Here is an 11,396-nt window from a genome sequence, read left to right as displayed (position 1 = left end):
CTTTCAAAGCGCTTGCTCCAGCGATCGATGTAGCTGTCGCTGCAATCCAGCTTGGTGCGAATCTCCGCCCAAGTGAGCCCATCGGCCAGCAGCAGGATCAATCGGGCGTGGCGCGCCGAATCGGCTCGGGCGTTCCTCGCTGCAGCTTGCTGTTGAAGTTCCATGCGTTCGCTTTTGGTCAGTTTCATCGCAACCTCCATGGCCACAATGATACTTCCGTTTTAAACGTTACAGTCCACTAGCGCCCTCAGCCCTCAGCCCTGCACGAACAGGGTCACCAGCGGATCCGGCCCCACCTGGCGGCTCCAGTGGCCATGCACTGCCGCATCAAACGTGGCGCCCGGCGGAAGCAGGTCGGCCGAATAAAAATGCTCACCGGGTTTGAACACCCGTGACACCCCGCCCTGCAGACCAATCTCCATCTGGCCACCGAGAATGACGACCCACTGCGGCGTCCCCGTGCAATGAAACTGGCTGCGAAATCCCACCGGGCTGTGGCGTAGCTGGTAGCCTGTGGACGGAAGCACCGGCGACAGCAGCGCTTGCGGCGAGCCTTCCGTCAATGCGATCGCCTCCTCGCGGAATTTTGCGCGGCCGTCAGTGTCGGTGTAAAGGATGACTTTGGTGAAGGTGGTCAATGAAATCTCCGGTGTCGTCTTGGGATAGCCATCAAGGTCGGGGTTGCGCACATTGTCATGCCGCCGCAGGCGCATTGAAGTCGATGAGCACTTTCAGCGCCCGGCCCTTGTCGCCCGCCAGCTTGAAGGCATCCGCCGCCTGGTCGAACTTCAGGGTGTGCGTGATCACCGGCCGACCGTCGATGAGGCGCTGATTGAGAAAGCGCACCGCGACCGCAAACTCCTGATGAAAACGGAAGGTGCCGCGCACATCCAGTTCCTTGGCCACCAGCAGGTTCATCGGCACGCTGATATCACCGCCCAGCCCCACGATCACGACCACACCGCGCGGCGCCATCACGTCCAACCCGCCGCGCAAGGCCTTGTCGCTGCCGGATGCTTCGAACATCACCTCGATCATGCCCTTGTTGAGCGCATAAGGCGCCAGGCCGCCAGGCTGGCGGGCGAGATTGATGGTTTCGTCCGCACCCAGCGTTGCGGCGCAGGCCAGCGGCACGTCGGCAATGTCGGCTGCAATGATGTGCGCCGCGCCGGCACGCCGCAGGCCGGCGATCAACAGCAACCCGATCGGACCGCAGCCCGTGACGAGCACGCGCTTGCCGAATACCGAGCCAGCGCGCGTGATGGCATGCAGGCCGACCGACAGGGGCTCGGCCAGCGCCGCCTCGGCCAGCGGCAGGTCATCGGCGACCAGGTGGGCCTGGCTGGCATCGATCACCAGATGCTCGCGGAACGCGCCTTGCACATGGGGGAAGCGCATGGCACTGCCGTAAAAGCGCATTTCCATGCAGTGGTTCTGCAAACCCAGGTTGCAGTAGTGGCAGGTGCCGCAGGGCCGCGAGGGTGACACCGCAATGCGCTGGCCAACCCGGAATTGTGTGACGGCGCTGCCCACCGACTCGATCACCCCCGACACCTCGTGCCCCAGCACCATGGGCTCCCTGATGCGCACGGTGCCAAAGCCGCCGTGCTGGAAGTAGTGCAGGTCCGAGCCGCAGATGCCGCCGTAGGCAATGCGCACGCCGAGCTCGGTCGGGCCCGGCTGGTCGGACACGAAGGTGTCAAAGCGCAGATCCAGCGGAGCGTGGCAAACAAGTGCGCGCATGAATTTCTCCTCAAATAGCAAAGTCGGTCAAAAAAATCAAAAAGTTAAAGAGTCAGAGGGTGGCGGTCACGCCGCCGTCGACGTACAGGATGTGGCCGTTGACGAAGCTCGCTGCATCGCTGGCGAGGAACACTGCCGCGCCGCCCAGGTCTTCGACGTTGCCCCAGCGCCGGCTGGGCGTGCGTCCGATCAGCCAGGCGTTGAACTGCTCGTCGGCCACCAGCTTCTCGTTGAGTTCTGTCCTGAAATAGCCAGGCCCGAGGCCGTTGACATTGATGCCATGCGGGCCCCAGTCAATCGCCATGCCTTTGGTGAGCATCTTGACCGCACCCTTGCTCGCCGTATAGGGTGCGATGTTGGGCCGGCCCAGCTCGCTTTGCACCGAGCAGACGTTGATGATCCTGCCGCGGCGGCGCTCTATCATTTTGCGTGCCACGGCCCGGCCCATGAAGAACACGCTGTCGACGTTGGTGCGCATCAGCTCATGCCACTGCTCGGTGGAAAATTCGTGCAGGGCCATGCGGCGCTGCATTCCCGCGTTGTTCACGAGAATCTCGATGGCACCGAGGGTGCTCTCGATATCCTGCACCGCGGCCTCTACGGCCTCGGCCTGCGTGACATCAAACATCCGCGTGTGGACCTGCAGCCCTTCGCCGCGCAACACGCCTGCCGCCTGTTCCAGCCTGCCGGCGTCCCGGCCATTGATGACCAGGGTGGCGCCGGCCTGCCCAAGCGCGCGCGCCAGCGCGAAACCGATGCCGGCGGAAGACCCGGTGATCAGCGCGAGCCGGCCGTCCAGCCGGAAGGGATTCGAAGTACTCATGGGAGTGCTCGTGGGAGTGCTCATGAAAATGCTCATTCAGTGCGGTGGGAAACCGTCATCGCCACGGCAGCGGCAATGACATCGGGGGGTGTCGTGATGTTGAAGGCCAGTGCGTTCTCGCTGGCGTCGGGCGCCTCGAGTGTCGCCAACTGGCTGTCCAGCAAGGTGGCCGGCATGTAGTGACCAGCGCGCTGCGCCATTCGTTCGGCCAGCAGGGCCCGTTCGCCGTGCAGGTATACAAAACGCACGGTGGGCGAGCCCTGGCGCAGCACATCGCGGTACGAGCGTTTCAGGGCCGAACAGGAAAGCACCAGGCCGCGCCCCGCGAGGCGCGCCTCGCGGATACGACTGGCCAGCACCCCGAGCCAGCCCTCGCGGTCCGCATCGGTCAACGGCACGCCGGCGGCCATGCGCGCCACGTTCTCGGCCGAGTGGAGTTCATCGCCCTCGATAAACTCCAGTCCGAGGCGGGTGGCGAGCTGGAATGCAACAGTGCTCTTGCCGCAGCCGCTGACGCCCATCACGACAAAAATATCGGGCTCCATCACATGCGAAACGAAAGTGCGCTCTCCGCTCTCTTCAGTCAACCCGGTTGCCGCTGGCAGCATCGAACACGTGGGCCTTGTTGGCTGCGATCTCCAGCATGACAAGCTCGTCCGGCTGGACATTGGTACGCCCATGCATCACGACGATCAGCTGTTCATCGCCCACTTGCAGCAGCAGCTCGGTCTCTGCGCCGGTTGGCTCCACCACGATGACCTTGGCCGCGATGCCCTGGCCCGTGGTTGAAATCTTCAGGTCGCCCGGCCGGATGCCATAGTGCACCGCCTGCCCGTCGCGGCCCTGCTGGAGCGTGCCTACCGGCCAGCGGCTGCCCTGGGCCTCGACCCAGCCGCCGCCCTCGCCCTGACGCAATACACCCTTGAGCACGTTCATCGCCGGCGAACCGATGAACTGCGCAACAAACAGGTTGGTGGGCCGGTCGAACAGTTCCAGCGGCGTGCCTATCTGCTCGATGATGCCGTCATGCATGACGACAATGCGGTCGGCCATGGTCATGGCTTCGATCTGGTCGTGCGTGACGTAGACCGTCGTGGTCTTGAGCCGCTGGTGCAGCGCCTTGATTTCAGCGCGCATGGCCACGCGCAGCTTGGCATCCAGATTGGACAGCGGCTCGTCAAACAGGAAGACCTTGGGGTCGCGCACGATGGCCCGGCCCATCGCGACCCGCTGGCGCTGACCGCCCGAGAGTTCACGGGGAAAGCGATCCAGCAAGGGGTCAAGGTTCAGAATGCGCGCCGCATCACCAACGCGCTTGTTCGTCAGGTCGGCTTCAGCCTTGCGCAGCTTCAGGCTGAAAGCCATGTTGTCGCGCACCGTCATGTGCGGATACAGCGCGTAGCTCTGGAACACCATCGCGATGTCGCGGTCCTTGGAGTCGAGGTCGTTGACCATCTTGCCGTCGATGGCAATCTTGCCGCCGCTGATTTCCTCCAGCCCGGCCAGCATGCGCAGCAAGGTCGACTTGCCGCAGCCCGAGGGGCCCACCAGCACGACGAACTCGCCATCGGCAATGTCGAAGCTGATGCCGTGGATGATCTTGACCTTGCCGAAATTCTTTTCAATTTTCTGGAACGATACGGATGCCATGTGGCTGCCCTTTCTTGCTCAGCTCTTGACAGCGCCGGCCGTGAGGCCCGACACCATGTAGCGCTTGAATGTGTAATAGATTGCCGCCGGCGGCAGCGCGTAGATCAGGCCTGTCGTCATCAGCAGTTCCCACGGCGAATCGTCGGCCGACAGGAAGTTGCCGAGCGCCACGGCCAGGGTGACACTGGTGTCGTTGGACAGCAGCAGGAACGCATACAGGTACTCGTTCCAGGCCAGCAGCAACGCGTACGTACCCACGGCAACGAGCGATGGCACCATCAGCGGCAGGTAGACCAGGCGGAAAAGCTGCAGCGCCGTGGCGCCGTCCATCTTGGCCGCCTCGTCGAGTTCGTACGGCAGCTTGTCGGAGGCCTGCTTGAGCACCCAGATGCAATACGGCGAGGCGATCGTCACCATCGCCAGGATCAGCGCCCACTGGCTGTTGAGCAAGCCATAGTTGCCCATGGTCTTGTACATGGGCACGGCCAGGAACGCCGCCGGAATGAAGTAGGTGAACAAGGCCATGTTCATGACCGTGCGGCCGCCGGGAACCCTGAGCCGGCTGATCGCAAACGCTGCCGCCGTAGACACGGCCAGCGTCAGGAAACCGACCGACAGCGCAATCACCAGCGAGTTGCCCATCTGCACCCAGAAGTGGTCGAGGTAGAAGTGCTTCTGGTGAAAAACAAAAGAGAAGTTGTCCAGCGTCGGGTTTTTCGGCCAAAGTCGGCCCGAGGTCGCCTGGTCGCGCGGCGAGATGGCGAACAGCACCATGTGGTAGATCGGAGTGATGGTCCACAGGAGCAAGGGAATGCCGACCAGCAGCAGCCGGGCTTCGTTGGCGACCGCCTTGAGGGTGATGCGTTTCATTTGGAGCTCCGATGAGCTGCGTCCAGGAGAGCGAATACGCCCTCGGAGGCAGCGTAGTAAGCGCGGCGGTTGACATTTTTCCGCAGGGCCGCCCCAAGGAAAAAACGGCCCCCTCGGGGGGCAGCGCAGTACGCGCAGCGACAAGCGTGGGGGTTCATTTCGAGAGCCGTTTCATCATGAAATAGACCAGCGGGAGCACCAGCGGCAGCGCCACGACGATGGAAGCCAGCGACAGGTCGACCTGGTCCAGCCGCAGATAGCGGATGCCCAGCGTGGCCAGAACGTGGGTCAGGTCAGCCGGCCCGCCGCCCGTGAGCAGGTACACACTGTTGAAATCGCCCAGCGTCCAGATCATCGACAAAATGGTGGACGTCAGGTACAGCGAACGCATGGACGGCCAGGTGATGAAGCGGAACTTCTGCCAGCGCGAAGCGCCATCCACCGACGCCGCTTCGTATTGTTCGGCCGGAATCGCCATGCGGCCGGCCAGCAGGATCAGGGTCCAGAAGGGCAGCGATTTCCAGATGTGGGCCAGCATGGAAAACGACAGCGCCAGCGTCGGGTCATTGAGCCAGTTCGGGCCGTCGATGCCGGTCAGCTTGAAGATCAGGGTGTTGATCACGCCCCACTCGGGATTGAGCATGAAGCGCATCGACAGAATGGTCGGAATCGAGGGTACGGCCCAGGGCAGGATGAACACCAGCGACAGCCACTTGACCCACCAGCGCGTGTTCAGGAAGAAACCCGAGAGAAACAGCGCGACGATCATCTTCAGGTTGACCGAGACGACGATGAACACGACGCTGTTGACCACCGTGCGGAAAAAAATCGGATCGGCAAAAAGCCGTACATAGGTTTGCGGTTCCCGCGCCAGCCACAAACCGTAGCCTACCGGGTAAATCACAAACACCAGAAAAATCAGCAGATACGGAATGACCAGGATCATTCCCCACCGTTCCCACGACGTCATGCCCTTGCTGGCAGACCCCGCTGACGGGCTCACCTGGTCTACAGTGATAGTGCTCATGGCATCGCTCCTCGCGCAACCGCTCCCGCAAGGGGAACGGTTGCGCGACTTTCTTTAATGGACAGACTTGGCTCTTAGTTCGCGACGGTCTTGATGCGGGCGATCATTTCGTCGACCGCCTTGTCAACCGGCACTTTCTCGTTGAGAACCCGGTTCGCCGCCTTGGCCCAGACGTTCTCGTTGTTGAGAACGGTGAACTTGTAGTTCTTGGTGAACTCGAAATTCACCGTGCCGGCCGTGAACTGGTTGTACACGGCGGTGCGGTGCGGATCGGCTTTCCAGAACGGACGCTGCTGCGCCGTCTTCATCACCGGGAACCAGCGGCCCAACGAGCCCTCGACGTACGGCGTGAGGTTTTCCTCCTGCAGCAGGAAGGCCACAAACTCCTTGGCGCGGGCCTTGTTCTTGGCCTGGTTGAACACCACGCCGGTCTTGATCGCGGCACGATAGACCATCTTGCTGCCGTCAGGCTTGTTCGGGAAGCCGGCGGTGCGGATGCGCTCGGTGTAGTTCTTCTTGGCAACTTCGCGGTCCTCGGGCTTGAGTGCCGCGTTATTCATGTCATCAAGCCACTTCGCGGCGATGGAGATCGTGGCGTTGTGGGTCAGGATGGTGGTCTTGTTGTGAAACGCGACGTTGTTGTCCGGGTCTTTCCAGCTGGTGGAAGACGGCGGGGTGCAACCCTTGGTATACGGCTGGGTGTAGTCGGTCAGCGCCGCGATCAGCCCGGCGCGCACCTTGGGATCGTCGACCAGCAGTTTGCCGCTGTCACTGACCAGGCTCACGTTATGGGCATCCATGAAGGTCAGGAAGGAGTAGAACGAGTCGCTGGAGTCCACGCCCAGCGGCTGGCCAATGCCGAAGGTGCGGTTGCCGGTTTTTTGGCGATAGGCAGGCTGCACCTTGTCGCACCAGAAGGACCAGTAGTCCTTCCAGGCTGTCGGGATGTCCGACTCCTTGAACCCGGCCTCGGCCAGCATGTCACCCCAGTACTGGATGTGCATGGTCTGCTGCTTGATCGGGAAGGCGTAATAGGCCCGCGTCTTGGCAACGTCGTTGTACAGGAAGGCGGTTTCGACCGTATTGGGCGCAAAGCGCGCACGGATCGGGCTGATCACGCTGCTGATGTCTTCAAGCTTGCCGTCGAAGGCCCACTTGCCCGTGACCTGGAAATCGTAGACGTCGGCGTAGGCCACGTCGGGCGGGTTGCCGGAATCGAGCGCCGCCACGGTCTTCGGAATCATGTCCTGGATCGGGTATTGCGAGAGCTCGACCTTGACACCCTTGTGCTTGTCTTCATACTTCTTGATGGCCGCAAACAGGGCATCATCCTCGGCCTTGTAGAAGCCTTTGACCCACCAGATGGTGAGTTTCTCCTGGGCTGCTGCATGGCCGCCGGCTAAAAGCGCCGTGGTCATGAACGCCGCTGTGGCAAGTAGTTTGAACTTCATCGACAGTCTCCTTCTTTGGTTGGTGAGGAAAGGCTTGCGGGAATCAGGCCGCCTTCAGCGGCAAAGCGGGTCGGTGGACGCGTGGCAGGCGGCGGCGCGAACCAAGCACCTGCTCGATGTCCTTGTGCGCCCCTTCGATCAACACCAGCACGGCGCGCTCGGCCTTGGCCGGATCGCGCGCCACCACGGCATCGAGCACAGCACGGTGCAAGGGCAGCGAGCTGCGCGGACCGTCCTTCTTGCTCGTGGAAATTTCGAAACTGGTGCGCAGCAGCGCGCCCAGCGCCTTGCTCATCTGCACCAGCATGCGGTTGTGCGAGGCACGCAACAGCCCCTGGTGAAAACGCAGGTCGCTGGTCACATAGTCGCCGCCACCCATCACGGCGCGGTGCATGCCGGCATAGGCCTCTTCGATTTCAGCAATGTCGGCATCGGTAGCACGGGTCGCCGCCAGCTTCACGGCCGCCGGCTCCACCACCAGGCGCAGGTCCTGCAGGTCGCGGATGAACTCGGGTGACAGGCCGGCGCGCGACTGCCACGCAATCACGTCAGGGTCGAACCAGTTCCATTGGTCGGACGGCAGCACATGCGTGCCGACTTTGGGGCCGGTATGGATCAGACCCTTGGCAACCAGCGACTTGACGGACTCGCGCACCACCGTGCGGCTGACACCCAGCTGCTCGCACAGCACCGGCTCGGGCGGGATCGACTGGCCGACCGCATAGCGGCCCGCGACAATGGCTTCGCCTAGCAGGTCTACCGTGTTGCCGTGGACGTTTTTGATCATGTGCTGGAAGTGAGTTTCGTTGCTATCATATGATGATTAGAAGCCCGAAAACCTATGGAAAACCCGAGGCTTTTACTGGCATTCGGGTACTGGTGTGAGCAGGGCTTCCCCGGCAAAATGGGCGCGCAGATTGGCCGCGGCCAGATCGGCCATGGCGCCGCGTGTCTGCCGCGTGGCGCTGCCAATGTGCGGCGCCAGCACCACGTTGTCCATGGCCCACAGCGCGGGCGGCACGTTCGGCTCGTTTTCGAACACATCCAGGCCGGCACCGGCGATCACGCCCTGCTGCAGCGCTTCCACCAGCGCCGCTTCATCGACCACCGAGCCACGCGCCACATTGATCAGGTAGCCCTGCGGGCCCAGCGCCTTGAGTACACCGGCATTGATCAATTTGCGGGTACCAGCGCCGCCGGGCGTGATCAGCACCAGAAAATCAACCTCGGCCGCCAGCGCCTGCGCGCTCGGGTAATAGGCATAGGCCAGTTCCGCCTTGCGGCTGCGGGCGGTGTAGGCCACCGACATGCCGAAGGCCTCTGCGCGGGTGGCGATGGCCTGCCCAATGCGGCCCAGACCCACGATGCCCAGCCGCGCCCCGGATACCTTGCGCGCCAGCGGCATCGGCCCCTCCGGCCAGCGGCCGCTGCGCACATACTGGTCGGCTTGCGGTATGCGGCGCGCCACGCTCAGCATCAAGCCGATCGCCAGATCGGCCACGTCGTCATTCAGCACGCCGGGCGTGTGCGTCACCTGGATGTTGCGCTCCAGCGCCGCAGCGACATCCACGCCGTCGTAACCCACGCCCATGATGGAAATCATTTCCAGCGCAGGCAACTGCTCCATCAGCGAACGCGGCACCCTGGACTCGCCGCTGCCGGCGATGGCGCGGATACGTCCGGCGGCAGCGGCAAATGCCGCCGGGTCGGTTTGATGGATTTGTTCATGCACGACAAAAAACTCGCGCAGGGGCTCAATCAGGTAAGGCGGCAGCTTGGCGACGGCCAGGATTTCGGGTTTGGGCAAGGGAATCTCCTCAGTTCAACAGGCTTGACGAATTGCCATAATGGGGCATTAGGTCTTATCATCATACGATTGAGTCCCGATTGACATCCATGCAAACCCTGAATCCTTTACGGAAACTTTTACGGAAACGCAGCACATCATGAGTAACCAGACACCCAAAAAGAAACCCGAAGAATTACGCAGCCAGCAATGGTTTGGGCGGCAGGACCGCGACGGCTTTGCCTACCGCAGTTGGGTCAAGGGCAAGGGCGTGCCGCATGACCAGTTCGACGGCCGCCCCGTCATCGGCATCTGCAACACCTTCAGCGAACTCACCCCCTGCAACAGCCACTTCCGCACCATTGCGGAGCAGGTCAAGATCGGCGTGTACGAGGCCGGTGGTTTTCCGCTGGAGTTTCCGGTGATGTCGCTGGGCGAGACCCTGCTGCGCCCGACCGCCATGCTCTACCGCAACCTGGCCAGCATGGACGTGGAAGAAAGCATTCGTGGCAACCCGATTGACGGCGTGGTGCTGCTGATGGGCTGCGACAAGACCACCCCCGCCCTGGTCATGGGCGCTTCCAGCGTCGACCTGCCCACGGTCGGTGTCAGCGGCGGCCCCATGCTCAGCGGCAAGTGGCGCGGCCAGGAGCTCGGCTCCGGCACCGGCGTGTGGAGCATGAGCGAGCAGGTACGCGCCGGCACGCTCAAGCTGCAGGATTTCTTTGAGGCTGAAAGTTGCATGCACCGCAGCCACGGCCACTGCATGACCATGGGCACAGCCTCCACCATGGCCAGCATGGTCGAAGCGCTGGGCATAGGCCTGCCCGGCAACGCCGCCTACCCGGCGGTGGACGGCCGGCGCAACGTGCTGGCCCGCATGGCCGGTCGGCGGGCGGTCGAGATGGTGCACGAAGACCTCACGCTCTCCAAGATCCTGACACGCGAAGCGTTTGAAAACGCCATCAAGACGCTGGCGGCCATTGGCGGCTCCACCAACGCCGTGATTCACCTGATTGCCATTGCCGGGCGCATTGGCGTGAAGCTGACGGTCGACGACTTTGACCGGCTGGCCAGCGAACTGCCCTGTCTCGTCAACCTGCAGCCTTCCGGCAAATACCTGATGGAAGATTTCTGTTACGCCGGTGGCCTGCCGGTGGTAATGAAGGAAATTGCGCAGCACCTGCACACCGATGTCATCACGGCCAACGGCAAAACCATTGGCGAGAACATCGCCGACGCCGAGAACTACAACACTGACGTGATCATGCCGCTGAGCACGCCATTCAAGGACAAGGCGGGCATTGCCGTGCTGCGCGGCAACCTCTCGCCGCGCGGCGCCGTCATCAAGCCCAGCGCCGCCACGCCTGAACTGATGGTGCACAAGGGCCGGGCTGTGGTGTTTGAAACCATTGAAGACTTCCACGCACGCATCGATGACGAGGACCTCGACATCGACGAGAACTGCGTGATGGTGCTGAAAAATTGCGGCCCCAAGGGCTACCCCGGCATGGCCGAGGTAGGCAACATGCCGCTGCCGCCCAAAGTACTGCGCAAGGGCATTACCGACATGGTGCGCATCAGCGATGCCCGCATGAGCGGCACCGCTTACGGTACCGTCGTGCTGCACACGGCGCCCGAAGCGGCGGCGGGTGGCCCGCTGGCGCTGGTCCAGAACGGCGACATCATTGAACTCGACGTACCCAACCGCCGACTGCACCTGCACGTGAGCGACGAAGAACTCGCCAGACGCATGGCCGACTGGAAGGCACCGGCGCCGCCGCTGACGTCTGGCTACTGGAAACTTTACATTGACCATGTGCTGCAGGCCGACGAGGGCGTGGACCTGGACTTCCTGGTGGGCAAGCGCGGCGCTTTTGTCCCGAGGGATAATCACTGACTTTTCCCGCGAGGCAATCACTGCATTGCCTTGCGCCGCAAGCACCGGTCGGCGCCGCGCTGGCAGTTACCATGGGTGCAGCTGGCGCGTCCCGGCCCCCATCACAAGCCTGAAGGACGCCCCGGCCGCTGTCTTTTTCAGGAAGT

General features: G+C 62.7%; 12 protein-coding genes. 1 reads left to right on the top strand and 11 read right to left on the bottom strand.

Annotated elements, in window-relative coordinates; genetic code table 11:
• From AC1DUR_RS23810 to AC1DUR_RS23760, 11 genes are all read right to left on the bottom strand, one after another.
• A partial coding sequence (locus tag AC1DUR_RS23810) for a helix-turn-helix domain-containing protein (RefSeq protein WP_477722248.1) occupies positions 1 to 188 on the bottom strand: 188 nt, incomplete at its 3' end.
• 66 nt (positions 189 to 254) lie between these two features.
• On the bottom strand, positions 255 to 638 hold the full coding sequence (locus tag AC1DUR_RS23805; protein ID WP_477720785.1) for a cupin domain-containing protein: 384 nt from the start codon (positions 636 to 638) through the stop codon (positions 255 to 257).
• A gap of 55 nt (positions 639 to 693) precedes the next feature.
• Entirely contained in the window at positions 694 to 1,743 is a 1,050-nt protein-coding gene (locus AC1DUR_RS23800) for an L-idonate 5-dehydrogenase (RefSeq protein ID WP_477720784.1), read from the bottom strand.
• Positions 1,744 to 1,795: 52 nt separating this feature from the next.
• Positions 1,796 to 2,566, bottom strand: a complete 771-nt coding sequence (locus AC1DUR_RS23795; protein ID WP_477720783.1) for a glucose 1-dehydrogenase — start codon at positions 2,564 to 2,566, stop codon at positions 1,796 to 1,798.
• A 32-nt stretch (positions 2,567 to 2,598) separates the two neighbouring features.
• Complete coding sequence (locus AC1DUR_RS23790; RefSeq protein ID WP_477720782.1) at positions 2,599 to 3,153, bottom strand: gluconokinase; 555 nt, start codon at positions 3,151 to 3,153, stop codon at positions 2,599 to 2,601.
• Positions 3,146 to 4,216 carry an ABC transporter ATP-binding protein gene (locus AC1DUR_RS23785; protein ID WP_477720781.1) on the bottom strand — a complete coding sequence of 357 codons (1,071 nt, stop codon included), beginning with the start codon at positions 4,214 to 4,216 and terminating at the stop codon, positions 3,146 to 3,148. The genes AC1DUR_RS23790 and AC1DUR_RS23785 overlap by 8 nt, the downstream gene beginning before the upstream one ends.
• 18 nt (positions 4,217 to 4,234) lie before the next feature.
• A complete protein-coding gene (locus AC1DUR_RS23780) occupies positions 4,235 to 5,086 on the bottom strand; it encodes a carbohydrate ABC transporter permease (protein ID WP_477720780.1) in 852 nt (283 codons plus the stop codon).
• A 154-nt stretch (positions 5,087 to 5,240) separates the two neighbouring features.
• Complete coding sequence (locus AC1DUR_RS23775; protein WP_477720779.1) at positions 5,241 to 6,113, bottom strand: carbohydrate ABC transporter permease; 873 nt, start codon at positions 6,111 to 6,113, stop codon at positions 5,241 to 5,243.
• A 74-nt stretch (positions 6,114 to 6,187) separates the two neighbouring features.
• Positions 6,188 to 7,564: an ABC transporter substrate-binding protein gene (locus AC1DUR_RS23770; protein ID WP_477720778.1), complete on the bottom strand. Its 1,377-nt coding sequence runs from the start codon at positions 7,562 to 7,564 to the stop codon at positions 6,188 to 6,190.
• Positions 7,565 to 7,607: 43 nt separating this feature from the next.
• The gene (locus AC1DUR_RS23765; RefSeq protein WP_477720777.1) at positions 7,608 to 8,351 is read right to left on the bottom strand and encodes a FadR/GntR family transcriptional regulator; all 744 of its coding nucleotides are present in this window, start codon (positions 8,349 to 8,351) and stop codon (positions 7,608 to 7,610) included.
• Between the two features lie 72 nt (positions 8,352 to 8,423).
• On the bottom strand, positions 8,424 to 9,371 hold the full coding sequence (locus AC1DUR_RS23760) for a 2-hydroxyacid dehydrogenase (RefSeq protein ID WP_477720776.1): 948 nt from the start codon (positions 9,369 to 9,371) through the stop codon (positions 8,424 to 8,426).
• A gap of 139 nt (positions 9,372 to 9,510) precedes the next feature.
• On the opposite strand from AC1DUR_RS23760, the gene AC1DUR_RS23755 reads away from it, so the two are divergent.
• On the top strand, positions 9,511 to 11,250 hold the full coding sequence (locus AC1DUR_RS23755; RefSeq protein ID WP_477720775.1) for an IlvD/Edd family dehydratase: 1,740 nt from the start codon (positions 9,511 to 9,513) through the stop codon (positions 11,248 to 11,250).
• Positions 11,251 to 11,396: the final 146 nt, after the last annotated feature.

The sequence above is a fragment of the Polaromonas sp. P4_F4 genome (assembly GCF_056401355.1).
Note: the sequence above shows the minus strand (reverse complement) of the source record. Positions and strands in the feature narration are given on the sequence as shown.